Origin of the sequence: Flavobacterium notoginsengisoli, from assembly GCF_042686225.1 — a bacterium.
GTDB lineage: Bacteria > Bacteroidota > Bacteroidia > Flavobacteriales > Flavobacteriaceae > Flavobacterium > Flavobacterium notoginsengisoli.
Genome location: NZ_JBHUOT010000003.1, coordinates 497,567 through 521,944, shown reverse-complemented (window position 1 = coordinate 521,944; position 24,378 = coordinate 497,567). Strand labels below are relative to the sequence as shown.

Below are 24,378 nucleotides of genomic sequence, written 5' to 3'. Positions count from 1 at the left end.
TTTCACAAACAAATAGAATGAAATTTGTAAGTTTACGTTATAAAATACAAAATCGTGCCTACACCCCAAAAAGCCTTATTTAATTGGAGCAGCGGAAAAGATTCTGCATTGGCTCTTTATAAAATACTACAAAATGCCGATTACAAGGTTGAATATTTGCTGACTAGCGTAAACCAGCAGTATCAACGAATTTCTATGCATGGAGTTCGTGTAGAATTATTACAAGCTCAGGCAGAAAGCATTGGAATTCCATTAAAAATCATGGAAATTCCAGAAATGCCAACAATGGAAGTTTATGAAAATGTAATGTTTGAAACATTAACAGAATTAAAAAACGCAGGCATAAACTATTCTGTTTTTGGAGATATTTTTTTAGAAGATTTACGATTATACCGAGAAAAACAATTAGAAAAGATTGGGTTTAAAGGAATTTTTCCCATTTGGAAAACCCAAACCAGAGATTTGATCCAAGAATTTATTTCGTTAGGATTTAAAACCATTGTGGTTTGCGTAAACGAGAAATACTTAGACAAAAGTTTCGTTGGAAGAATTATCGATCAGGATTTTATAAACGATTTACCCAAAAACGTAGATGTCTGCGGCAAAAATGGAGAATTTCACACTTTTACTTTTGATGGTCCTATTTTTTCAAAACCAATAGATTTTGAAATGGCCGAGATTGTTTACCGAAAATATGAAAAACCCAAAAATCAAGATTTATCAAATACAGCTTGTGATACTGATGATAAAAGTCCTTTTGATTTTGGTTTTTGGTATTGTGATTTAATTAAAAAATAATGAAGACATTTTATAAAATCATTTTCCTTATCCTTGTCGGCTTCAGTTTTCAAAGTTGTTTGGTTAGTAGATGTAAAAGACCACAAATTATAGGTTATATTTACGATTCAGAAACTAAAAAACCAGTTGATAACTGTAAAGTTGGTGAAACCGTAAGTCAGTCTAATGGTTATTTCTCATTAAAAGAAAAACGATATCATCAATTGACTTTTTTAGGCTTTGAAGCCCCAAATTTGATAGTTAATGAGCCAATTAACAAAGAAGGCTATGAATCACAGCAAATTCAATTTATGCAACCTTTTGGAGGAGGACTAAAAAAAGGGGCTTTACATAATTCGGACACTATTTTCATCAAAAAAATAAAAACAAATTAATATGGCTTTAAAAGAAAAAGACGAAGTAAAAAAAATAATATTCTTTTTAAAAGAAATCGGTATTGATGTTATTGAAAGAGAACTTGAAGATACTTTTTTACCAGGATTAGATTTAGGCGCAAACTGCATCTATGTTGATTATACTAAATTATTATATCCTGGTGATCTTTTACATGAAGCCGGTCATCTTGCCGTTACAGTTCCTGAGGAGAGAAAACTAGTAGGTACTTCTAAAATCTCTAAAGACTGGCCAACTCAAGGCGACGAAATTGCTGCTATTTTATGGTCTTATGCTGCATTACATCATTTACAGCTTCCTGTAGAATTTGTATTCCATTCAAATGGATATAAAGGCAGTTCTGAATGGTTTATTACAAATTTTACATCAGGAAATTATATTGGATTACCTTTATTGGAATGGATGGGATTGTGCCTTGGCAACGACAGAGCAGAAAAAGAACATAGAATGCCTTTCCCTGCTATGCAAAAATGGATTCGGGATTAATTTAAGTAGATTGATCAATCCAGGTTTTTAAAAACCATTTGTTGTCTTTCAGTTCAAAAATGTAATCTATGTAAATTCCGTTATCTAAACCGCGTTGCTGAAGTGTGGCTTTCTGTTTATTAATAGATATTATACGCTTTAAATACTTTTCATCAGCCTTATTATTCAATTTAAGAACTTTGTATTTATCTTTTGATATAGTATAATCAGCTAACTCAAAATCATCGTTATTCATCTGATACTTCAAAGGAAAGAGCACTCTGCTAACCTGAAATTTAGAATCTGAATTGAATTTCTTAAAAAAATCATTAAAATCTTCTGAAGCTATTTTGTTTTTTTGGGCGTAAATCGAAGAAGACAAACTCATTGTAAAAACAAAAAATATTAAAAGGTACTTTTTCATTATTCTGAATACATATTAAGCAAATTAGTCACTGTGTTCCAATTTCTTATGGTTGCAATTACATTTAATTTTTTCTCGATATATTTTTGATCAAATCGGGTTTTTCCGGCGCCTACAGCATACTTTATAAAAATCCTGTTTTCATCAATACTGGCTTCATCAGGTTTAAACTGACTAATTTTAAGATCGTTTATACTATCTTTTTTTAGAGAAGCTGAGACAAAAGCTACATAAAATTTCTTAGTATCAATATCTTTTTCTTTCAAAAACGGGTTATTAGCAAAACAAGATTCTAAATTTTCCTTCGTAATCATTACCACAGGAACTTCATGTCCAAAAACTTTAAAAATTTCCTGTTTGATCATAAATCCAACTTTAGCTGCATCTTCTTCGCTGTCCACAAATACATTTCCGGATTGTAGATAAGTTCGAATATTTTGAAAACCGAGATTCTCAAGCATTACTTTCAAAGCATCCATTTTCATCATATTATGACCAGAAACGTTGATGCCTCGTAAAAGAGCTAAATGTGTTGTCATTCTTTTAAAATTTTAGTCAAAGATAAAAAATCCTTTTAGGATTATTCCTCTTCCTCTCCTATTTCGATGTCAAACTTGGTTAGAAACTCATTTAGTTTTCTTTTGTACTTTACTTTCGCTTCATTTAAAATTTCTTCTGTTTCTTCATTTGATTTTAAAGCATCCAGATTAAATTGTGTTTTAACCCATTTTTGAAACTCTTCTTTATTTTCATTCTCTTCGTAATATTCCTCGTCTTTGTAAAAATAACAAGAATCAAAATCTACAGAAATTTCGGTATCTAAAGTTAGTAAATGAATTAATTTTCGAATATTTTCTGCTACAACATGAATCCCGCCTTCATCGCCAAAAACAACTATTGGGCAATTATTCAAATCATTGTCAATAAGCCAGAAAGCATAAGAACTTCCTGAACCGTTTGCGCCCGCAAATTCGATGAAACTATTGTAAAATTCTTCTTCTTCAGACCAGGTTTTGATTCCGGTTTTATTGTCTATTATGAGCAATCCAAAACATTCAGAATACGTTTCTGAGCCATATTCTTGTTGAAATTTATACAATTTTATCAGATCTTCCGGTAAAGCATAATCACCAAATTGAACTTCAAAATCTTCTAAAGAAAAACTGCTGTCATATTCGGCGTATTCTGTTTCATCATCCTCTTCATCGTCTTCAACTTCTGCAGTTGTCAGTATTCCAAAAGTTTTTATAGTAGCATGTTTTACACAGAAAAGCTCAATTCCTGGTGCATTTTCATCATTCATCCATTGGTATTTTGGATCCCCGTTTTCATCAAGATACTCTAAAATAAGCATAATTTCTTCATCTTCATGACACCATAAAGCACGCATCCTGATATTGAATCCGTTTGAAATTTCTTCTGAAATCTGGCTGTATTTCTTTCCTTCATAATCAAAAGGAATAAACAAATAAGTTGTTCCCGAGATATGTCTTACTATTTTTCCATTTTCTTTCAGTTCTTCATTTTCAGACAAAACTTCAACCATATAAATAAACTGACTACGAAAATCAGTGTACATATATTTATCTTTTTTATCGTAATCCAAGATCGAAAGACCTTCTTTAAAGATTTCCAGATAATTATTACCTAATATTTCTTCATTGTAATCTGAATTTTCAAAAAAGGAATCCTCCACAATATCTGATAACTTATGGGTTGAAGGCAGATAATTCTCAACAGTAATAATAGATCCGTCTGTATCTTGTACATTACTGCAAATCAAAATATCAGGTCTATTGTTACTAATAATAGCCTGGACATCTGTAAAACGTTCAAAATGAAATAGCATATCATCGCTATAAACTAACCAAGCTGTAAGATCTCCTTTTACAAAAAGTTCCCCATGATTATATTCTCCGGCTAATGTATCACATTGCAAACCACCTCCCAAATAATGAACACTACCAAATAAGTTAATATTAACCGTTGTAGTTTTTCCTAAAACGATTAATGCAGGAGAATTGTCTGTGTCATAAGAACTAATTAGTTTAGCAACATTGAGGTTTCCTTTAAAAATAAAGCCAAGTATAAAAATATCAGAATGCTCTTCTGTACTGAAATCCATTTCAAACGAATCCATTTCGACATCTTCTTCTGCTAAAAGAAATATTGGATTTTCTTCATAATTAGGAAAACGCCAGGTATCTTCAAAAACATTATAGATTTTTTGATCTTTAAAATCGGTAAGATCTCCAATAATTTCGTGTGCTTCGTGTCTGTTGATTACTTTGAATGTAACACCTGAAAACACTATAGTTTCAAAAGGGACTTTTTCTTCTTTACTCATATTTGGGCTTATACTTTTAAAATGCTTTAACAAATCTAAGAATTATCTTTTTTATTAAAACAATACTGACGTTAAATAAAAAACTCCGTTAGTTTTCTAACGAAGTTTTACAAGTTTTTAATAGTAGAAATTTATTCTGCTTTCTTAAATACTCCATATCTCCCACATGATGATGCCTGATCAACCAAATAATCCATTTGGTTGATTTTAAAAGTTTCCGTTAAAGCACCACTTGTGCAATTTGATATCAATTCGTTAGTACTTGAATAAGTTAAAACAAAACTAGTTCCAGCATCATTTTTTACGATCTCATATTTACCCGAAAGAGATTTATTGCCTTCACTATACGGCACCGTTTTAACGAAAGTTTGATTTTTATTAAATTCATAATAAACTTCCATACCAGCAATACTATTAGCAGCAGGATTTGGAACCTCAATCCATTTTCCGTAATAAACTGAATTAGGAGAGCTAACACCATCTGAATCGTTAGAACAAGAAGTTAAAGAAATAAACAATACGATTAAAAGTCCAATTTTTTTCATTTTTTAAGGTTTTATGATTATTAATTATTATTAAGATTTTACTTCCTTAAAATGGTTGCGTTAATTTTTTCATGATAACGATAACTTAACATTCAAAATCTTAAGTACTATAATTGATTTTCAAAATTCCTAATTAAAATCTATCTTCGCTTTTTTAAAGAAAATAGAGAAAAGAACATATAAAATAGAATAAAGAGTATAGAGTTTAAAATCTATTTTCTATGTTCTTTTCTCTGTACCCTTTATTCTAAATCAAAAATCTAAAATAGTTTAATGTCTAATAATCTTCTAGATACTCCAATCGAATACTTAAAAGGTGTTGGTCCCAGTCGTGGTCAGCTTCTTCGTAAAGAATTGGGTATTCATAAATATGGGGATTTAGTCAATTTTTATCCCAATCGATATATTGACAGAACGCGTTATTATAAGATTAATGAATTGCAGAATACTGGTTCTGAGGTACAGATTATTGGAAAGATAATTAATATTAAAACGGTGGAATTTGCTAAAAACAAAAAACGTTTAGTAGCAAGTTTTGTTGATGAAACGGGACAGATTGATCTCAACTGGTTTCAAGGTCACAAATGGATTAGAGAAAGTTTAAAATTAAACGAATCATTGGTTATTTTTGGGAAATGTTCATTGTATGGAAGCCAATTCAGCATGGCACATCCGGAAATCGAGTTACTGACTGAACATGAAAGAAGCCTGCGCTCTGCGATGCAACCGGTTTATCCATCAACCGAAGCTTTAACAAACAAAGGCATTTCAAATCGAACCATTAATAAAATGATGGAACAACTTTTTCTGGAAACACAGGCGCTTTTTACAGAAACTTTCCCTCCTTTTTTAATTGAAGAATTAAAGCTGATTCCGAAAAGGGCAGCTTTATTTAATATTCATTTTCCAAAAAGTGCCGATATTTTAGCGAAAGCACAATTCCGATTGAAATTTGAAGAATTGTTCTTTATTCAGCTACAGTTAATCACCAAAAACCTCATTCGAAAACATAAAATAAAAGGGCATCCGTTTACAAAAGTAGGTGAGCTTTTTAATGCATTTTATCAAAATCATCTTCCTTTTGATTTAACAAATGCTCAAAAAAGAGTAATCAAAGAAATTAGAACCGATATGGGAAGCAACGCTCAAATGAATCGTCTGCTTCAGGGTGATGTAGGTTCCGGAAAAACGATTGTGGCTTTTATGAGCATGCTTTTGGCTATGGATAACGGCTTTCAGGCTTGTTTGATGGCACCTACTGAGATTTTAGCAAACCAGCATTTTCTTGGTTTGTCTGAATTCGCCAATACACTTAATATCAATATCCGAATATTAACGGGTTCAACCAAAACTTCTGAAAGAAAAATTATTCACGAAGAGCTGGAAAATGGCACTTTAAAAATTCTAATTGGAACTCATGCTTTACTTGAAGACAAAGTAAAATTCCAAAATTTAGGTTTGGCTGTAATTGATGAACAGCATCGGTTTGGTGTAGAACAGCGTTCTAAATTATGGAAGAAAAATGAGATTCCGCCTCACGTTTTAGTCATGACAGCAACGCCTATTCCCAGAACATTAGCGATGAGTTTGTATGGCGATTTAGATATTTCTGTAATTGATGAATTGCCTCCGGGAAGAAAACCAATTCAGACTGTACATCGTTTTGATTCCAATCGATTAAAAGTCTGGAAATTTCTCCGTGACGAAATTGCAAAAGGCAGACAAATTTATATCGTTTATCCCTTAATTCAGGAATCTGAAAAAATGGATTATAAAGATTTAATGGACGGTTACGAAAGTATTTCGCGTGATTTCCCACTTCCTCAATATTCGATTTCTATATTGCACGGAAAAATGAAGCCTGCTGATAAAGATGCAGAAATGAAACGCTTTTCTGAAGGAAAAACAAACATTATGGTGGCTACAACAGTAATTGAGGTTGGTGTAAATGTTCCAAATGCCAGTGTAATGATCATCGAAAGTGCTGAACGATTTGGTCTTTCGCAGTTACACCAGTTACGCGGACGTGTTGGTCGTGGTGCCGAACAAAGTTATTGTATCTTAATGACCGGACATAAACTAAGTTCTGACAGTAAAACAAGAATGGAAACGATGGTTCAAACTAATGATGGTTTTGAAATTGCCGAAGTTGACTTAAAACTTCGCGGTCCCGGCGACTTGATGGGAACACAGCAAAGCGGCGTACTAAACCTTCAAATTGCGGACATTGTAAAAGATAGAGAAATTTTATCACTGGCCAGAAATTATGCCATGAAAATCTTAAAAGAAGATTCTGCTCTTCAAAAACCGGAAAATGCCATTTTAAGAGCCATTTTTATTGAATTGACGAAGAAGAAAAATATTTGGAATTATATTTCATAAAGATGCAAAGATACAGAGTGACAAAGGTACAAAGTGTTTAGCTTCAGTATTTATAAAACTTTGGATCTTTGTCGCTTTGTCACTTTGAACCTAAAAAAACACACTTCACTGTATTTTCACTTAAAATAAGTTTTTAATATTCAGGTGATTTAGATTTGTTGGGGGCAAATTTATTATTGAATATTTGAATTAATACAATGAAGCGTGATTAGAATAGTTATTTTTTTGGAGAACTTTTGTCAAATAATCCGCTGAACAGGCCTTTACTTATTTTGTTTTTATCATCTTTTCCAGTCGAAATTAAGTGATCTACATACTCCATGTACGTTTTTTTTCTTTCTTCTAAGAAACCAACCAGATATTCTTCAGAAGCATGAATGCCACTGGTTTCTTCAATCTGAAGCAATTTTTTGTACAAAGGCTCAATAAATTTGACTATAATTTCATTCGGAACTGATTTTCTGGTTCCAAAAAAGCCTACAATTTCACCATCGGTATCTGCAATAATTTTAAAATCGGTAACAACCCAGTAATAACGGCCGGTTTTGGCCATATTTTTTATGATTACATGAATATTTTCACTCGATTTAATGCTGTCCCATAAGAACTTAAAAATGACTTTGGGCATATCAGGATGCCTAACAATGTTATGTGGCTGGCCTACAAGCTCAAATTCATCATAACCAGAAACATCTATAAAGTCTTCATTGGCATATAAAATGGTTCCTTTTTTGTCAGTTTTACTCAGCAGCACTTTATTCTTATTCCAATCTACTTCTCTGTCTGAAGGCGTTGGACGATTAATTCTGGTATCCATAAATTTTACATTTAAATTAATTTACAATTCAAATAAGCATTTAAAATGCATCCTTAAACAATTTTTAATTTAATTCAATTTCAAAAACAAGCAGAATATTTCTGATTTTATGAAAAACAATTCCTAATTCATACTCAAGCCATTCCGGAATTTCATTATTTACTGCCAGATTAAGATTGTGAATATCATTTGTAATCTGAATTAACTTTTTATACTGAAAATCGAGATTATGAACCTGAGAATTATCTCTGAAGCCTTTAAGAATTTCGGCAACTTCAGCTTCAAATTCTGACTCGGCACCAATTTTATCAATTGAATTTAATGTTATTGTGTCACTTAAAAAATGATCAATAGTTTTTTTTAGATTATGCAGTGTTGGAACGGCAGTTGGTAAATCATACTTAAACATACAACAGTTATAAAAATTAATATTTGGGGGTAGTTTAATTAAAAGAAACTAGTTTCTGCTGTTAGTTGATTTTACGTGAATATCATTGACTAAGTCATCAATCTTTTTAGCACTTTCTCTCATCATTTCCAGATAGGTCAGTAATTTATCATTATCTGTATGCCCTTTTGATACATCAATAAGTTTCAGAACCGAATTTACCGGCAATTTTAGGTCTAAAGTTGTTCTGTGAATAAAATCATTATAGTCTTTTGTAGCTGACATAGAACTGTATTTTGCCGATGCCAGTTTCATATTTTCCAACTCGTATTCGTCAGAAATTTTTGAAATATGATTTTCGCTGTGTTCTTTAAAATAATAAGCCCAATAACCATTCATAAAAAATACAACTGCTGCCAAAACAGTATGAATAATGAGAGTTTCTAAATCAAAGTTTACTTGGGAAAAATAAACCTGAAGTCCGTTTGCATCATTATAAATATAATTCTGCAGATACGCCAGTCCGGCATGATGCAGAATCACTAAAAGAGTTAAGGGAATCTGTAATTTCCAGTTTTGATATACAATCAATATAGTACTGGCAATAAATACCGTAAAATGCATTTCGAACATACCATGCATCTGATAAATATACTGTGCCATAAAAATAGCCAGAACAACAGAAAGAACGTACTGGTAAAATTTAGAATTCTTCAGGAAAAATTTGGCTGAATAATATGCTAAAAGATTGAGTGTACCTACTCCAACACCGATTTCGAAAGTGTCATATTTAAAAGATAGTCCTATACCGAGAAGAAAGTACACGGCAAGCACATAATTAATAATACTATCCGACTTTTGCGTCATTGTAGACATAAAACTGTGCAGATAATCTTGTTCATTTAAGCTAGCTTTTGTTTTCATAGGTTTTAGTTTTTGGATTTTTGGTAATAGATTTATTGAGTACAATTTGGTAACGAACATCCGTATGCTTTCAGAGCAAAAGCATTAAAAGAAGGGCTTTGATTTTTACTTAGCAGAGAGTCAATTGCCATTTGAGCATAGTTTGTCTTTGCATCTGTGCAATATCTGGTTTTATTATAATTACCACGATAATATAAATTATGAGAAGGATCTAACAAAACTGCCTGTGGAGTAGAAAAAACACCACATTTTTCAGCAATTGAACTTTCAAAATATACAGGGATTTTAGCATCAAATTTTTCCTGAATTTCAGCGATTGTAAAATTTTTCTTTTTGTTTAACACCACAATTTTAAAGTTAATCTTATCTCCATACGTTTTAATTAACTCCCTCACATGTGGTACATTGAATCTCGAACAAGGGCAATCAGGATTAAAAAAGTGAATAAAAATTGGTTTTTGATCAAACGGACAACATGCTCCTAGCTGTATTTTAGAGCCCATTGCTATTGACTTGTAGTTTTCTGGTACAGGTGTTGGAAGACTATATTTAAACTCGTTTTGCCAGAATAAATAACTAATTAAAATAAGCAATAATGAAAACCACAATGTTAGAAGTAATTTTTTCTTCATAAATCATTTTTTATATTAGTTTAACAACAAAAAAATAAACACTTGTTAATACAATTATCAACTATATTCTGTAAAAAACTCAAAAAACAACTTCTAAATCCAATTTTTAACAAAAACAACTTTATTTCACTCTAGTATTTTCGATAAAAAAAGAAATTTTGTTTAACATACCAATGTTACAAATAAAATCGATAAAGTGCAAAAAAAATCAGACAAAATACATAAATTAATTTTTCAAGTTAAATCTTCATAATTTCAAATTTGTAAAATTCTTCTTAAACTCCCGGAAATCATAAAATTTGATTTTACTTCACATTAAAAAAAAATTAATTATTTATTAAACCTTTTGAACTCTTTCAAGTCTAATTGCAAACCTTTGTACATACAAATGTTAAATAAAAGCTAACACCTTCTGATTTCATGTCAAAAAGTTAAATTTGTAAGCTTACTAAAAACAGAAACCTTAAATACTATATTCACCTCAATTTTATGAAAGTAAAACACCTCATTTACACCCTTTTAATTATAACAATTGGAGGTTTTATTACCTACAGAATTATATCAAACAAGAGTAAAAACGACGACTCTAAAAAATTTAATGATAAAAATTCTCCAACAACTGTTAACGGAATTGTAATAAAAACAGCCACTTTTGGCAATAATTTATCACTTTCAGGCTCAATTGAAGCCAATGAGCAAGTCGAAATTCATAGTGAGGTTTCCGGAATTGTAGAAGGAATATTTTTTAATGAAGGTTCTAATGTCACCAAAGGTCAGGTCCTTTTTAAAGTAAATGACATTGAGTTAAAAGCACAGTTAAGACAAGCCGTAACCAAAGAAGGTCTTGCAGCAGAAAATGAAAGAAGAGCTAAACTTTTACTTCAGAAAGAAGCTATAAGTCAGGAAGAAGCCGATGTTGCCAGAGCAGATCACGCTTCTGCTCAGGCGCAAACTCAATTAATCAAAGCTCAAATTTTTAAAACATCTGTAAGAGCTCCTTTCTCAGGAAAAATTGGATTACGTAATATTTCCCCTGGAACTTATATCACACCAACCGTTTTAGTAGCAAAATTAGTTAACACAAGTAAATTAAAAATTACTTTTTCTATTCCGGAAAAATATGCCTCACAAGTACAATCCGGATCAATAATCGATTTTATAGTTTCTGGTTCAAACAAAACATACAATGCTAAAATTTATGCAATCGAGCCTGAAGTTGCAGTTGCAACCCGTACACTTCAAATTCGTGCCATTGCAGATAATACTGACGGTAAACTTTTCCCTGGAACTTTTGCTGATATTAAATTACCTTTAAATATTATTAAAGATGCCATCGTAGTACCTTCTCAGGCTATCATTCCTATTCAGGATGGTAAAAAAGTATTTATCGCTAATAACGGACAGGCCAAAGAAGTTATGGTTGATGCAACGACTAGAACTGATTCTTCTATCTTAATTTTATCCGGATTAAAAGCAGGAGATACTTTAATTACAAGTGGTGTGATGTCTTTGAAAAACGAAGCACCAATTAAAGTTAAAGTAAAATAATTACGAGTTATGAGTTACAGGTCATAGGTTATGAGTTTTAAAATCTCATTAAATCTAAAATCTGAACTCTAAAATCTAAAAATCAAACATGAGTTTATCAACTACAAGTATAAAGAGACCTGTTTTAACCATTGTACTGAATTTATTAATCATATTATTCGGTTTCATTGGTTATACTTTTTTAGGGGTTAGAGAGTTCCCTTCTATCGATCCCGCTCAGGTTTCCATTCGTACCAATTATACGGGTGCGAATTCAGATATTATTGAATCACAAATTACCGAACCTCTTGAAAAAGCCGTAAATGCTATTGATGGAATTCGAAATATAACTTCTTCCAGTAACCAGGGAAGCAGTAACATTACTATTGAGTTTAATCTTGACAAAGACTTAGAAGAAGCGGCAAATGATGTTCGTGACAAAGTTTCGCAAGCAATTAGAAGTTTACCGCAAGATATTGATGCTCCACCTGTAGTTTCTAAAGCAGATGCAGACAGTGAATCTATTATTTCTATGACCGTTCAGAGTGACAGCAGAAGTTCTTTAGAACTTAGCGATTATACTGAAAATGTCATTTCACAGCGATTAGAGACCATTCCTGGCGTAAGTGCCGTGCAAATTTGGGGACAGAAACGTTATGCAATGCGCTTATGGATCGATCCTGCAAAATTAGCAGCTTACGGCTGTACGGTTGCAGAAGTTCGCACGGCATTGAATGCTCAGAACGTTGAATTGCCTTCAGGAAAATTAACCGGAAACAATACCGAACTTACCGTAAAAACAGTTGGAAATCTCTCTAAGCCAGAAGAATTCAACAATATTATCATTCGTACAGATGGTGATAAAATTGTTCGTTTAAGTGATATTGGAGGTGCCGAATTAGGGCCAGAAAACATAGAGACTTCCTTAATGTCTTCTGGGCTTCCAATGATTGGTATGGCAATTGTGCCAATGCCTGGAGCTAATTACTTAGATATTTCAACAGAATTTTACAAAAAATTCGACGCTTTAAAAAAAGATTTACCAAAGGATATCAAACTTAACATTGCCCTTGATAATACACGATTTGTTAAAAAATCTGTTTTAGAAGTTGCCGAAACTTTAGGAATTTCAATCATACTGGTAATTATTATTATTTATTTGTTTTTTAGGGACTGGGCCATTGCTTTCAGACCTTTAATTGATATTCCTGTATCATTAATTGCAACATTTTTCATTATGTGGCTTTTCGGATTTTCAATTAATGTATTGACACTTTTAGCTATTGTTCTTGCAACAGGTTTGGTAGTAGATGACGGAATCGTGGTGACTGAAAATATTTTCAAAAAAGTAGAAGAGGGAATGTCGCCTATTGAAGCTGCAATTAAAGGTTCTAACGAAATTTTTTATGCCGTAATTTCGATTTCAGTTACTCTTGCAGCGGTATTTTTACCTGTGATTTTCTTAGAAGGATTTGTCGGAAGATTGTTTAGGGAATTTGGAGTCGTCATTGGAGCAGCGGTATTAATTTCGGCCTTTGTTTCATTGACATTAACACCTATGCTGAATGCCTATTTGATGAAGGGCGGAGAACAAAAGAAATCGAAATTCTACATTAAAACGGAACCTTTCTTTGAAAAAATGAATAGCAGTTATGCTGAAGCTTTGTCAAAATTTATGGCAAAAAAATGGATAAGCTTTCCTATTCTAATTGCTTGTTTTGGAATCATTTATTTATTTTTTACGATCCTTCCGAAAGAAACTGCTCCTTATGACGACAGAAGCTCTGTAACAATGCGTATGACTACACCAGAAGGTTCTTCCTACGATTATACCTACCGCTTCATGCAGGAAATATCACAATTGGTTGATGATTCTATTCCAGAAAAAAAAGTAAGCTTAGTTATTACCGCCGGAGGTTCCGGAGGTTCTGCAACTAACTCAGGTTTCGTTAGACTTTCACTCACAGAACCTGAAGAAAGAGACAGATCTCAAAAAGACATTGCCGATAAATTAAATAAATGGACAAAAAAATATCCTGATGCTAAAATATCTGTAATTCAGCAGCCTACTATTGCTGTAAACAGACGCGGAGGTTTGCCGATTCAGTACATTATTCAGGCTCCAAACTTTGATAAGTTAAGAGAAAAAATTCCGCTTTTTATGAATGAAGTAACTAAAAGTGACGTTTTTTCTACTACCGATGTCAATTTAAAATTCAATAAACCGGAGGTCAACGTAACAATTGACCGTGCCAAAGCAGAAAGTTTAGGAATTTCTATTTTAGATATTGCTCAAACTTTACAACTTTCGTTAAGTGGACAGCGTTTTGGTTATTTCATTAAAAATGGGAAACAATATCAGGTAATTGGACAATTTGACCAGAAAGACAGATCTAAACCTTTGGATTTAACTTCTATGTTTGTAAAAAACAAAAATGGAGAATTGATTCAGATGGATAATGTGGTGAAAGTTTACGAGCAAAGTAATCCACCACAATTGTATCATAACAACCGTTACATGTCAGCAACAGTTGCGGCTGGTTTGGCACCGGGGAAAAGTATGGGAGACGGAATTAAAGAAATGGACCGAATTAAAGCTAAAGTGCTGGACGAAAGTTTTACAACCGATTTAGCCGGAGAATCGCGAGATTTCGTAGAAAGTAGTTCCAATACTTCTTTCGCTTTCGGATTGGCTTTGTTATTAATATTCTTAATTCTTGCAGCACAGTTTGAAAGTTTCATAGATCCTTTTATTATTATTCTTACTGTTCCAATGGCCGTTGCAGGAGCTTTATTCTCATTATGGTTATTCAATCAAACCTGGAATATCTTCAGTCAGATTGGAACTGTAATGTTGATTGGTCTTGTAACTAAAAATGGTATTTTGATTGTTGAATTTGCCAATCAGTTACGTGAACAGGGAAAACCGAAATTAGAAGCTATTTTAGAAGCTTCAGAAGCACGTTTACGTCCAATTTTGATGACCAGTTTAGCCATTGCATTGGGAGCACTTCCAATTGCAATGTCACTTGGAGCTGCATCAACCAGTAGAATTGGTATGGGGGTTGTAATTGTGGGAGGAACAATCTTTTCGTTAGCTTTAACGCTTTTTGTAATTCCTGCAATTTATTTAATGTGGTCCAAAGCAAGAAAACACTATCCTGAGTTTGACCGTATTGAAGAATACGAAAGAGAAAGTATAAAATAGAAACCTGGAAATCACGAATTTTACGTATTAAAATTCGTGATTGTCCGGTAAAAGAAATTAGAAATGAATATCAAAAATATATACTGTACTTTTATTATGCTGTTTGTCTATGCATTTCAGGCAAACGCACAGGAAGTTCTCACTATTGAGCAGGCTATGACTATAGCTTTGGAGAACAATTTTGAGATTAAAATCGCGAAAAACAATTCCCTTATAAGCGAAACAAACGTTACTATTGGTAATGCTGGTATGTTACCAACTGCGACCGCAAACATTACTGACAATAATAACCTTACAAATTCAACACAAGTTCGTCAGGACGGTACATCAACTACATTGAACAATGCCAAAAATAATAGCTTAAATTATGGAGTTAGTTTAGGATGGACTGTTTTTGACGGTATGAAAATGTTTGCCAAATTAGATCAGTTGAAAGAACTTCAGAAGTTAGGCGATTCTGAGCTTAAAAGAACTATTCTAGTCAAAATTGGACAAGTAAATTCGGCCTATTATGATTTAGTACAACAACAGCATCAATTAGCAGCTTTAGATACTACAATCGTAATTTCTAATCAGAGACTGACTTTGGCTAAAAACAGATTTACTATCGGAAAAGCTTCAAAATTAGAAGTTTTAAATGCACAGGTTGATTTAAATTCTGATCAGGTGGCATTGTTAAGACAAAAAGAATCTTATGCTAATGCGAAAATATTATTAAACCAATATCTAGCCCGCGATCCGAAAATTGATTTCAAAGTTACTGATGAAGTAAATGTTGATAATAAATTAGTTTTGGCTGATTTAATGGAATTGGCCCAAAAACAAAATCCGGCACTTGAATCGCAGATAATCAACAAGCGTATTGCGGAATTACAATTAAAACAGGTAAAAGCGGATCGTTACCCTACTCTAAGATTGACTACAGGTTACAATTTTTCTGAAAGCCAATCGAGTTTAGGTTTTACCAGCGAAACTTCATCAAGAGGTTTAAACTACGGATTCAATGCTTCAATGAACATTTTTGACGGTTTTAATCAGCATAGAAATGAAAAAGTAGCCAAAATGCAGATCGAAAATTCAAAGATTGCAATCGAACAACAAGGCATGATTTTAAATACGCAGTTAAGCACTGCATTTCAAACCTACTTAACCAATCTGGAGCTTATTGATTTAGAAGAAGATAATGAAGCGATTGCGAGGCAAAATTTAGAAATTACATTAGATAAATTTAAAATCGGAACTATAACAACTATCGATTTTAGAACAGCTCAATTAAACTATGTCAATGCAAAAGTGCGTTACAGCAATGCGCAATATGAGGCTAAATTATCTGAAATTGCCTTAAAAGAATTAGCTGGAAATATTACTTTTTAGTCTTTTATACTCAATAATTCCATACACATAGAAACATAGATTTAAAGCTTAGAAAAAGGCGTTTCACCTGCATAAACACGCATAGCTATGTGTAACTGCATTAGTGAAACGCCTTTTTTAGCGTCTACAAAAACTATGTCTCTATGTGTTTAAATATTTTTTTTTATCCTACATCAAATTAGGCAATTTTTAATTTAAATTTGTTTCAAAACAAACTTAAATGATAACGTACAATACCAAAGACTGGTTTACTTTTATATTTCATTTTCATAAATCGGATACTGTTCGTAAACTGTTTCCAATTATGATTGCAATTGGAATTTATGCTGCTATTGTTGGTTATCTCGAAGTCGAATATTTTAAAGTCACAAAAAATGATTATATCCACAACATTCCAATTATGCACGGAATGCTTGGTTTTGTAATTTCCCTTTTGCTTGTTTTTAGAACCAATACTGCTTATGACCGTTGGTGGGAAGGCCGTAAACTTTGGGGCGGACTTGTAAACAACAGTCGTAATTTTGCTATAAAACTTTCTGCAATTCTTAAAGATGAGAATGATCGTAAGTTTTTTAGAAAATACATTCCGATGTATGCTGATATTTTGCACAAACATTTAAAAGATGAAGACACCAGCAAACAGCTTTTTGAAGATGTAGAACTCGAAATTGACCAACACAAACACAAACCGAATCAGTTAAAAAGAATCATGTATCACAAAATCAATGATTTGTACGATGCAGGAAAAATTTCCGGTGATCAGCTAATTACTTTAAATGACGAATTGGTTGCTTTTACAGATATTTGTGGGGCTTGCGAGCGTATCAAAAACACTCCTATTCCCTACTCTTACAGTGCTTTTATTAAGAAATTCATTTTCTTTTATACGATGACACTTCCGTTTGGATATTCTGTTAGCTTAGGCTATCTGGTTGCTCCTGTTGTCGTTTTTATATTTTATGTATTGGCCAGTTTGGAACTTATTGCCGAAGAAATTGAAGATCCGTTTGGAGATGACGAAAATGATCTTCCAACTAAAAAGATTTCAGAAAACATCAAAAAACATGTGGAAGAATTGATTTAATAAAACGTTAATTCTTCCTGTTTATATACTTATTTTCATTAAATTTAAAGTCTTCACCAAAAATTAAATTTCAATGAATAACCAACGATTTCTAGTCAATCCACTTCAATTATCACAAGAGAAATCGTTAAAGACTCTTGTTGAAAATAGAACTATTTATAATCTTAACCATTGTGAATTGAATTTGTTTGAAACCTACGAATCGACTAAAATGGTTCCGTTAAAATTCAATGATTTGGTCGTGACCAGCATGCTTCGCGGTAAAAAAGTCATGCATCTTTTTGATGATCCTGAATTTGAATATCTGCCTGGTGAAACGGTGATAGTTCCGTCCAACGTAGAAATGAAAATTGATTTTCCGGAAGCCTCCAAAAATAATCCTACTCAGTGTTTAGCCTTAGCGATAGATCAGGCAAAAATTGCTGAAATTTTAAATTTCCTAAACGAGCAATATCCTAAGGAAGGCCATAATATGTTCTGGCAGTTAAACTATCAGAATTATTTCTTCTACAATAATGTTGAAATGGCATCAACCATCAATAAACTGATTAAAGAATGCATGAGCACTTCAATCACTAAAGATATTTTGGCAGATCTGACACTAAAAGAATTACTGATTCGAATTATTCAGACGCAAACTGTAAAATCTTTGGATGAAGGAAAATTTCATGAAGCCAATAATCCAATCACAGAAGTTACAGAATACATCAAGCAGAATTTAAAGGAAAACATGAATTTGAAAACGTTGAGTGAAAAGGCCTGCATGAGCACCACTTCTTTCTATCGTTTCTTCAAACGCGAACTCGGAATGAGTCCGATCGAATATATTTTGAGTGAAAAAATAAAATGCGCTAAAAATTTGTTGAAAAATCCAACGCTTCAAATTAACGAAGTCTGTTATTTAGCAGGATTTGAAGATGCTAATTACTTCATCAGATTATTCAAAAAACACGAAGGAATTACACCGAAACAGTATCAGTTACTTTATATTAATTGAAGATGCTAAGGTTCTGAGATACTAAGATGCTAAGTTTTTCAAACTTGAAACCTAAAACTTGAAACAAAAAAAAGCTACTCAATCCTAAAAACTGGCTCTAAATCTTTTTCTTCTTCTGAAGTAAAAATTCTATATTCTATTTGAAATGTTTTCTTTAATGGCGTTTCTAGAGAAAAGCCTCCTACACCAAAGGCATCAATTACGGTTAAAGTAAAATGAGCATGTTTCCAGTATTCAAATAAATCTTTGTCTACCCAAAATTCGGTGTCTTCGACTGTACCAATACATACATCCCCGGTACGCTGATAATAGCCTCCTTTTTCAAAACATTGCGGTTGCGTTCCTTCACAACATCCTCCTGCTTGGTAAAACATCAAATCTCCATGTTTTTCCTTTAGAATGTTAATTAACTCAACTGCTTTTTCTGTGGCATCAATACGTTTAATCATAACTTTCAGAATTAAAAAAAGCAGTAAACTTTTTTAGGGTTTACTGCTTTAACATAACCAACTATTTAGGACTGTGCTATATCCAGCACGATTCTTCCTTCTATTTCACCTTTTTTCATTTTGTCAAAAACAGTATTTACATCTTCTAATTTTGAAGTGGTAACTGTTGCTTTAACCTTTCCATCAACAGCAAATTCGATTGCTTCTTTCATATCTTTTCGAGTTCCCACAATCGAACCTCTGATTGTAATTCTGTTTAAAACCGTATCGAAAATAGACAAATCAAAATTGCCTGGAGGAAGTCCGTTTAATGCCATTGTACCTTTTCTTCTCAAAGTTTCAAGCCCTTGTTTGAAAGCTATTGGAGAAACTGCGGTAACCAATGCCCCATGCATTCCACCAACTTCTTTCTTTAAGAATTCTCCAGGATTTTGATTTTTGGCATTTACAACCAAATCTGCACCTAATTTTTTTGCCAGTTCCAATTTATCATCACCAATATCAATTGCAGCCACATTCATTCCCATTGCTTTCGCATATTGAACTGCAACGTGACCTAAACCTCCAATTCCAGAAATCGCCACCCATTCGCCAGGTTTAACCTCAGTTTCTTTCAATCCTTTGTAAACAGTAACCCCGGCACACAAAATCGGAGCCATTTCGATAAAGTTCACATTTGAAGGTAAAATCCCAACATATCTGGCATCTGCAATAACAAATTCTGCAAATCCGCCATCTACACTGTAACCTCCATTCTGCTGGCTTTCACATAATGTTTCCCAGCCTGTAATGCAATGGTCGCATCCACCGCAAGCACTGTACAACCAAGGCACACCAACGGCATCGCCTTCTTTTACATTTTTAACATCCTGTCCCACTGCGGCAACATAACCAACAGCTTCGTGTCCCGGAATTAAAGGCATTTTAGGTTTAACCGGCCAGTCTCCGTCAACGGCATGTAAATCGGTATGGCATACACCGCTTGCAATTACTTTTACAAGAATTTCATTTCTGCCTGGACGTTTCACTTCGACCTCTTCAATTTTTAAAAGAGATCCAAATTCTCTGACGACCGCGGCTTTCATTGTTTTTGGAAGCATAATTCTATGGTTTTAAGAGAATAGAAAAACTATCGATTTTCTACTCTCAGGTTTATATTCTTTTTAAAAGAATCCTAATTTCTTTTTGTCATAAGAAATCAGCATGTTTTTGGTTTGACGGTATTGGCTCAACATCATTTTGTGGTTCTCGCGACCAATTCCGGATTGTTTGTAACCTCCAAATGGAGCGCCGGCAGGATAAGAATGGTATTGATTAATCCATACACGACCAGATTGAATCGCTCTTGGAACCTGATAAATTTCATGCGCATCTCTTGTCCAGACTCCCGCTCCTAAACCGTACATGGTATCGTTTGCAATTTCGATGGCTTCTTCTGTAGTTTTAAAAGTCGTAACCGCTAAAACAGGCCCGAAAATCTCTTCCTGAAAGATTCTCATTTTATTATGTCCTTTAAATAAAGTTGGCTTGATATAATAACCACCTTCTAATTCTCCTCCTAATTTATTTTCATCTCCTCCAGTCAGAACCTCTGCTCCTTCTTCTTTACCTAATTTGATGTAAGACATGATTTTTTCTTTCTGAACAATCGAAGTCTGAGCGCCAATCATAGTCGATTTATCCAACGGATTTCCAGCCACAATCGCTTCTGTTCTTTCAATTACTTTTGCAATAAACTTGTCGTAAATATCTTCGTGAATTAATAATCTGGAAGGACAAGTACAGATTTCCCCTTGGTTTAATGCGAATAGAACTGCGCCTTCAACCGCTTTATCAAAGAAATCATCGTCGTGATCTGCCACAGAAGGGAAGAAAATATTTGGAGATTTTCCACCTAATTCTAAAGTTACAGGAATAATGTTTTCAGTCGCATACTGCATTACCAAACGTCCTGTAGTAGTTGAACCTGTAAATGCTGCTTTAGCTACTTTTTTGTTTGTGACTAACGGACGTCCTAATTCTGCTCCAAAACCATTCACAATATTCAGTACTCCCGGAGGAAGAAGATCTCCAATTAATTCCATTAAAACCATAATAGAAATTGGCGTGCTTTCGGCTGGTTTTAAAACAATGGTATTTCCTGCCGCAAGTGCCGGAGCGATTTTCCAAACTGCCATTAAGATTGGAAAATTCCACGGAATAATCTGTGCTACAACACCAAGAGGTTCACTTAATGCGATAGAAACAGTCTGCGAATCTAATTCTGCAATCGAACTTTCTTCAGCACGGATTACACCTGCAAAATATCTAAAGTGATCAATTGCCAATGGAATATCTGCAGCTAAAGTTTCACGAATAGGTTTTCCGTTATCAATAGTTTCAACCGTTGCTATGTACTCTAAATTGTCTTCAATTTTTTGAGCAATCTTATTTAATAAAATGCTTCTTTCGGTTACAGAAGTTTTTCCCCAGGTTTTAAATGCTTCATAAGCTGTATCAACAGCCAGTTCTAAGTCTTCTTTTCCGGAATGTGCTGCTTTTGTAAATACTTTTCCATCAATTGGAGAAAATACATCGAAATATTCTCCTTTAATTGGCGCTACAAATTTTCCGCCAATATAATTATCGTATTTTGCCTTAAATTCAGGTCTTTTTGCTGTGGTACTCATAAGATATTCTTTTTTGATTTATTCCAAATTTAGTCTCATAAAAAGAAACAGAATAGCACTAATCATTCATCTTATAGCACAAAAATTACACATTCAATTTTTTCAGCCTTTTATAATATTTATTTAATAAAATTTTAATAGATAAATTATCAAATACTTAGTTGACAGCATTTTTCAATCACAAAAAAACAGCAAGAAAAAACCAAATAATTTTTTCTTACTCCACGGCGCAATCCTTATATTTGTAACCTTATTCAAGAATAAAAAAGTTACAATGAAAATATCTTACAACTGGTTAAAACAATTTATTAAAACAGATTGGACATCTGAACAGACTTCAGAATTACTTACAGATCTTGGTTTGGAAGTTGAAGTTGTCGAAAAATACCAATCTATAAAAGGAGGCTTAGAAGGAGTTGTTGTCGGACACGTTCTTACATGCGAAAAACATCCTGATGCTGATAGATTGAAAGTTACTACAGTTAATGTTGGTTTAGAAGCGCCTATACAGATTGTGTGTGGTGCTGCAAACGTTGCTGCAGGACAAAAAGTACCAGTTGCCACCATCGGAACAATATTATATGATAAAGACAGTGCAGAATTTACCATTAAAAAAGGTAAAATCCGTGGACAGGAAAGTCACGGAATGATCTGTGCTGAAGATGAATTAGGCTTAGGAACCAACCATGACGGAATCATGGTTTTGGCTGAGGATTTAGTTCCCGGAACTCCTGCTTCTGAAGTATTCAAAATTGCCAATGATGAAGTTTTCGAAATCGGATTAACGCCTAACCGTGCCGATGCGATGAGTCATTATGGAACGGCACGTGATCTAAGAGCCGGAATGCTACAGCGTGGTGTAAACATAGAATTGATTACGCCTTCTGTAAGCAATTTCAGAGTGGACATGCGTACGCTTAAAATTGATGTTAATGTTGAAGATAATCATTTAGCTCCAAGATATTGTGGTGTAACCATTTCCGGAATTTCGGTTCACGAATCCCCAAGCTGGTTACAAGACCGTTTGAAAGCTATCGGTTTAACTCCAAAAAACAATATTGTTGACGTTACTAATTATGTATTACATGAATTAGGACAACCTTTACATGCTTTTGACGCTGCGAAAATCAATGGAAAAATTATTGTAAAAACTGCTATTGAAGGAACTAAATTTGTAACTCTTGACGATGTAGAAAGAACACTTCACAAAGAAGATTTAATGATCTGCGACGAAAAAGGACCTCTTTGTATTGCAGGTGTTTTTGGAGGAAAAAAATCTGGTGTTTCTGAAGGAACTACTTCTATTTTCTTAGAAAGTGCTTATTTTGATCCCGTTAGTATTCGTAAAACAGCTAAAAGACATCAATTAAGTACAGATGCTTCTTTTAGATTTGAAAGAGGTATTGATCCAACTATTACAGAATATGCCTTAAAACGTGCAGCACTTTTAATTCAGGAAGTGGCCGGCGGAAAAATCACATCTGATGTTGTAGAAGTTTATCCTAAAAAAGTAGAAGATTTCTCTGTTTTATTGAATTTCAGCCATGTATCTAAAATTATTGGTCAGGAAATTTCAAAAGATACTATTAAAAAGATCTTGGTTTCTTTAGATATTAAAGTAAACAGCGTTTCTGATTCTGGTTTAGGTTTAACAATTCCTGCTTATCGTGTTGACGTTCAGCGTGAAATTGACGTAATAGAAGAAATCTTAAGAGTTTATGGTTATAACAACATTAATTTCTCTAAGAAATTCAATGCAACTGTAGCAAATTCTCCAAGAACGGAAGATTATAAAGTTCAGAATACTATTGCTTCTCAATTGAATTCTCAAGGTTTCCATGAAATGATGGCGAACTCATTGACGACGGCTGCTTACGCTAAATTATCAACTTCATTAAAGGAAGAGCATAATGTTTCAATGTTGAATCCTTTAAGTAGTGATTTAGCAACTTTACGTCAGTCTTTACTGTTTTCTGGACTAGAAGCGGTTTCTTATAATATTAATAGAAAAAACTCGGATTTAAAATTATTTGAATTCGGAAAAACATATCACAAATACCTAAACGGATTTGAAGAGCATAAACATCTTTCTTTACTAATTTCCGGAAACAGAAACAAAGAGACCTGGACAAGTCCACAGAAAACAACAGATTTCTTCTTGTTGAAAGGTTATGTAAAAGCAATCTTATCTCGTTTAGGAATTGAAAAGATCTCAAATGCTCCGGTTCAGTCTGATATTTACTCAGAAGGAACTGCAATTACCTATAATAATGATATTTTAGTTGAAATGGGGGTTATTAAAAAACCTATTTTAAAGCATTTCGGCATTAAACAAGATGTTTATTATGCTGATTTTAATTGGGATTTGGTTTTAAAAATCATTACAGGAAAAATTAAATACACTGAAATTCCTAAATATCCTGAAGTTCGTAGAGATTTGGCTTTATTAATTGATGAAAGCACAACTTACGAAAGCATTTTCAACCTGGCAAAACAAACAGAAAAAACGCTTTTAAAAGACGTTAATTTATTTGATGTTTACCAAGGTAATAAATTACCGGAAGGAAAGAAATCTTATGCTTTAAGCTTTACAATTCAGGACAATAGTAAAACTCTAACCGATACTCAAATCGATAAGATTATGTCTAAATTACAACAGACTTTCGAAACGGAGCTTGGGGCTAGTTTGAGATAATTTTTTTGTTTCAGGTTTCAGGTTTTAAGTTTCAAGTTGGCTAAACTTTGAACTTAGTTTAAAGCAAAGAGCGCTAAGATTTATGCAAAGGTTCGCAAAGTTTTTATTTATAAAGCTTTGCGAACCTTTTTTTTACATTCTATTAAAAGTTTGCAGAGAACGTCAAGTTTATTTAAGCTTAAAATTTAGCTCGCAAAGTCGCTAAGACTCAAAGTTTTTATTCACAAAGCTTTGCGGACCTTTCTACGTTTTTTAATGTT

The 24,378-nt window shown here is 33.1% G+C and carries 21 protein-coding genes; 10 read left to right on the top strand and 11 right to left on the bottom strand.

Annotation, left to right across the window (positions count from 1 at the left end):
• The first annotated feature begins 54 nt into the window (after window positions 1-54).
• Genes ACFS3A_RS10125 through ACFS3A_RS10115 form a run of 3 tightly spaced genes read left to right on the top strand, consistent with a single transcriptional unit; the run spans window position 55 to window position 1,677 of the window.
• Window positions 55-798 (top strand): Dph6-related ATP pyrophosphatase, encoded by a 744-nt coding sequence (locus tag ACFS3A_RS10125; protein ID WP_379825283.1) that lies wholly within the window; start codon window positions 55-57, stop codon window positions 796-798.
• Window positions 798-1,172 carry a hypothetical protein gene (locus tag ACFS3A_RS10120; protein WP_379825281.1) on the top strand — a complete coding sequence of 125 codons (375 nt, stop codon included), beginning with the start codon at window positions 798-800 and terminating at the stop codon, window positions 1,170-1,172. The genes ACFS3A_RS10125 and ACFS3A_RS10120 overlap by 1 nt, the downstream gene beginning before the upstream one ends.
• 1 nt (window position 1,173) lies before the next feature.
• Window positions 1,174-1,677, top strand: coding sequence for a hypothetical protein (locus tag ACFS3A_RS10115; protein WP_379825279.1), 504 nt, complete (start codon window positions 1,174-1,176; stop codon window positions 1,675-1,677).
• A 1-nt stretch (window position 1,678) separates the two neighbouring features.
• Here ACFS3A_RS10115 and ACFS3A_RS10110 read toward each other — a convergent pair whose 3' ends face one another.
• The 4 genes from ACFS3A_RS10110 to ACFS3A_RS10095 all read right to left on the bottom strand — a co-directional run bounded on the left by ACFS3A_RS10110 (window position 1,679) and on the right by ACFS3A_RS10095 (window position 4,972).
• Window positions 1,679-2,080: a DUF4348 domain-containing protein gene (locus ACFS3A_RS10110; RefSeq protein WP_379825278.1), complete on the bottom strand. Its 402-nt coding sequence runs from the start codon at window positions 2,078-2,080 to the stop codon at window positions 1,679-1,681.
• Entirely contained in the window at window positions 2,080-2,619 is a 540-nt protein-coding gene (locus tag ACFS3A_RS10105) for a DUF1697 domain-containing protein (protein WP_379825277.1), read from the bottom strand. The genes ACFS3A_RS10110 and ACFS3A_RS10105 overlap by 1 nt, the downstream gene beginning before the upstream one ends.
• Before the next feature lie 41 nt (window positions 2,620-2,660).
• On the bottom strand, window positions 2,661-4,427 hold the full coding sequence (locus tag ACFS3A_RS10100; protein WP_379825275.1) for a hypothetical protein: 1,767 nt from the start codon (window positions 4,425-4,427) through the stop codon (window positions 2,661-2,663).
• Between the two features lie 131 nt (window positions 4,428-4,558).
• Window positions 4,559-4,972, bottom strand: coding sequence for a hypothetical protein (locus tag ACFS3A_RS10095; RefSeq protein WP_379825273.1), 414 nt, complete (start codon window positions 4,970-4,972; stop codon window positions 4,559-4,561).
• A gap of 273 nt (window positions 4,973-5,245) precedes the next feature.
• Between ACFS3A_RS10095 and recG the strand changes: the two genes are divergently transcribed.
• On the top strand, window positions 5,246-7,354 hold the full coding sequence (gene recG / locus ACFS3A_RS10090) for an ATP-dependent DNA helicase RecG (RefSeq protein ID WP_379825271.1): 2,109 nt from the start codon (window positions 5,246-5,248) through the stop codon (window positions 7,352-7,354).
• 217 nt (window positions 7,355-7,571) lie between these two features.
• Here the strand turns inward: recG and ACFS3A_RS10085 are convergent, their stop codons facing one another.
• The 4 genes from ACFS3A_RS10085 to ACFS3A_RS10070 all read right to left on the bottom strand — a co-directional run bounded on the left by ACFS3A_RS10085 (window position 7,572) and on the right by ACFS3A_RS10070 (window position 10,115).
• Window positions 7,572-8,171 (bottom strand): PAS domain-containing protein, encoded by a 600-nt coding sequence (locus ACFS3A_RS10085; RefSeq protein ID WP_379825269.1) that lies wholly within the window; start codon window positions 8,169-8,171, stop codon window positions 7,572-7,574.
• Between the two features lie 64 nt (window positions 8,172-8,235).
• A complete protein-coding gene (locus ACFS3A_RS10080; RefSeq protein WP_379825268.1) occupies window positions 8,236-8,580 on the bottom strand; it encodes a hypothetical protein in 345 nt (114 codons plus the stop codon).
• A gap of 48 nt (window positions 8,581-8,628) precedes the next feature.
• Entirely contained in the window at window positions 8,629-9,483 is an 855-nt protein-coding gene (locus ACFS3A_RS10075; protein WP_379825266.1) for a hypothetical protein, read from the bottom strand.
• Window positions 9,484-9,515: 32 nt separating this feature from the next.
• Window positions 9,516-10,115 carry a TlpA family protein disulfide reductase gene (locus ACFS3A_RS10070; protein WP_379825265.1) on the bottom strand — a complete coding sequence of 200 codons (600 nt, stop codon included), beginning with the start codon at window positions 10,113-10,115 and terminating at the stop codon, window positions 9,516-9,518.
• Window positions 10,116-10,604: 489 nt separating this feature from the next.
• On the opposite strand from ACFS3A_RS10070, the gene ACFS3A_RS10065 reads away from it, so the two are divergent.
• The 5 genes from ACFS3A_RS10065 (at window position 10,605) to ACFS3A_RS10045 (ending at window position 18,305) form a co-directional block, all read left to right on the top strand.
• A complete protein-coding gene (locus tag ACFS3A_RS10065) occupies window positions 10,605-11,663 on the top strand; it encodes an efflux RND transporter periplasmic adaptor subunit (RefSeq protein ID WP_379825264.1) in 1,059 nt (352 codons plus the stop codon).
• An 88-nt stretch (window positions 11,664-11,751) separates the two neighbouring features.
• Entirely contained in the window at window positions 11,752-14,850 is a 3,099-nt protein-coding gene (locus ACFS3A_RS10060; RefSeq protein ID WP_379825263.1) for an efflux RND transporter permease subunit, read from the top strand.
• A 63-nt stretch (window positions 14,851-14,913) separates the two neighbouring features.
• Complete coding sequence (locus tag ACFS3A_RS10055) at window positions 14,914-16,224, top strand: TolC family protein (RefSeq protein ID WP_379825262.1); 1,311 nt, start codon at window positions 14,914-14,916, stop codon at window positions 16,222-16,224.
• Between the two features lie 220 nt (window positions 16,225-16,444).
• Complete coding sequence (locus ACFS3A_RS10050) at window positions 16,445-17,308, top strand: bestrophin family protein (RefSeq protein ID WP_379825260.1); 864 nt, start codon at window positions 16,445-16,447, stop codon at window positions 17,306-17,308.
• Between the two features lie 73 nt (window positions 17,309-17,381).
• A complete protein-coding gene (locus tag ACFS3A_RS10045; protein WP_379825259.1) occupies window positions 17,382-18,305 on the top strand; it encodes an AraC family transcriptional regulator in 924 nt (307 codons plus the stop codon).
• A gap of 74 nt (window positions 18,306-18,379) precedes the next feature.
• Here ACFS3A_RS10045 and ACFS3A_RS10040 read toward each other — a convergent pair whose 3' ends face one another.
• From ACFS3A_RS10040 to ACFS3A_RS10030, 3 genes are all read right to left on the bottom strand, one after another.
• Complete coding sequence (locus tag ACFS3A_RS10040; protein ID WP_379825257.1) at window positions 18,380-18,754, bottom strand: DUF779 domain-containing protein; 375 nt, start codon at window positions 18,752-18,754, stop codon at window positions 18,380-18,382.
• A gap of 65 nt (window positions 18,755-18,819) precedes the next feature.
• Window positions 18,820-19,854, bottom strand: coding sequence for an alcohol dehydrogenase AdhP (gene adhP, locus ACFS3A_RS10035; protein WP_379825255.1), 1,035 nt, complete (start codon window positions 19,852-19,854; stop codon window positions 18,820-18,822).
• Window positions 19,855-19,917: 63 nt separating this feature from the next.
• On the bottom strand, window positions 19,918-21,423 hold the full coding sequence (locus ACFS3A_RS10030; RefSeq protein ID WP_379825254.1) for an aldehyde dehydrogenase family protein: 1,506 nt from the start codon (window positions 21,421-21,423) through the stop codon (window positions 19,918-19,920).
• A gap of 274 nt (window positions 21,424-21,697) precedes the next feature.
• Here ACFS3A_RS10030 and pheT point away from each other — a divergent pair, with 274 nt between their 5' ends.
• Window positions 21,698-24,118 carry a phenylalanine--tRNA ligase subunit beta gene (gene pheT / locus ACFS3A_RS10025; protein WP_379825252.1) on the top strand — a complete coding sequence of 807 codons (2,421 nt, stop codon included), beginning with the start codon at window positions 21,698-21,700 and terminating at the stop codon, window positions 24,116-24,118.
• Window positions 24,119-24,378 lie beyond the last annotated feature (260 nt).

Excerpts from the sequence above, each read along its gene's own strand:
- ACFS3A_RS10120 (WP_379825281.1), top strand. The coding sequence starts at position 798 with ATGAAGACATTTTATAAAATCATTTTCCTTATCCTTGTCGGCTTCAGT.
- ACFS3A_RS10115 (WP_379825279.1), top strand. The coding sequence starts at position 1,174 with ATGGCTTTAAAAGAAAAAGACGAAGTAAAAAAAATAATATTCTTTTTA.
- ACFS3A_RS10110 (WP_379825278.1), bottom strand. The coding sequence starts at position 2,080 with ATGAAAAAGTACCTTTTAATATTTTTTGTTTTTACAATGAGTTTGTCT.
- ACFS3A_RS10105 (WP_379825277.1), bottom strand. The coding sequence starts at position 2,619 with ATGACAACACATTTAGCTCTTTTACGAGGCATCAACGTTTCTGGTCAT.
- ACFS3A_RS10100 (WP_379825275.1), bottom strand. The coding sequence starts at position 4,427 with ATGAGTAAAGAAGAAAAAGTCCCTTTTGAAACTATAGTGTTTTCAGGT.
- ACFS3A_RS10095 (WP_379825273.1), bottom strand. The coding sequence starts at position 4,972 with ATGAAAAAAATTGGACTTTTAATCGTATTGTTTATTTCTTTAACTTCT.
- recG (WP_379825271.1), top strand. The coding sequence starts at position 5,246 with ATGTCTAATAATCTTCTAGATACTCCAATCGAATACTTAAAAGGTGTT.
- ACFS3A_RS10085 (WP_379825269.1), bottom strand. The coding sequence starts at position 8,171 with ATGGATACCAGAATTAATCGTCCAACGCCTTCAGACAGAGAAGTAGAT.
- ACFS3A_RS10080 (WP_379825268.1), bottom strand. The coding sequence starts at position 8,580 with ATGTTTAAGTATGATTTACCAACTGCCGTTCCAACACTGCATAATCTA.
- ACFS3A_RS10075 (WP_379825266.1), bottom strand. The coding sequence starts at position 9,483 with ATGAAAACAAAAGCTAGCTTAAATGAACAAGATTATCTGCACAGTTTT.
- ACFS3A_RS10070 (WP_379825265.1), bottom strand. The coding sequence starts at position 10,115 with ATGAAGAAAAAATTACTTCTAACATTGTGGTTTTCATTATTGCTTATT.
- ACFS3A_RS10065 (WP_379825264.1), top strand. The coding sequence starts at position 10,605 with ATGAAAGTAAAACACCTCATTTACACCCTTTTAATTATAACAATTGGA.
- ACFS3A_RS10060 (WP_379825263.1), top strand. The coding sequence starts at position 11,752 with ATGAGTTTATCAACTACAAGTATAAAGAGACCTGTTTTAACCATTGTA.
- ACFS3A_RS10055 (WP_379825262.1), top strand. The coding sequence starts at position 14,914 with ATGAATATCAAAAATATATACTGTACTTTTATTATGCTGTTTGTCTAT.
- ACFS3A_RS10050 (WP_379825260.1), top strand. The coding sequence starts at position 16,445 with ATGATAACGTACAATACCAAAGACTGGTTTACTTTTATATTTCATTTT.
- ACFS3A_RS10045 (WP_379825259.1), top strand. The coding sequence starts at position 17,382 with ATGAATAACCAACGATTTCTAGTCAATCCACTTCAATTATCACAAGAG.
- ACFS3A_RS10040 (WP_379825257.1), bottom strand. The coding sequence starts at position 18,754 with ATGATTAAACGTATTGATGCCACAGAAAAAGCAGTTGAGTTAATTAAC.
- adhP (WP_379825255.1), bottom strand. The coding sequence starts at position 19,854 with ATGCTTCCAAAAACAATGAAAGCCGCGGTCGTCAGAGAATTTGGATCT.
- ACFS3A_RS10030 (WP_379825254.1), bottom strand. The coding sequence starts at position 21,423 with ATGAGTACCACAGCAAAAAGACCTGAATTTAAGGCAAAATACGATAAT.
- pheT (WP_379825252.1), top strand. The coding sequence starts at position 21,698 with ATGAAAATATCTTACAACTGGTTAAAACAATTTATTAAAACAGATTGG.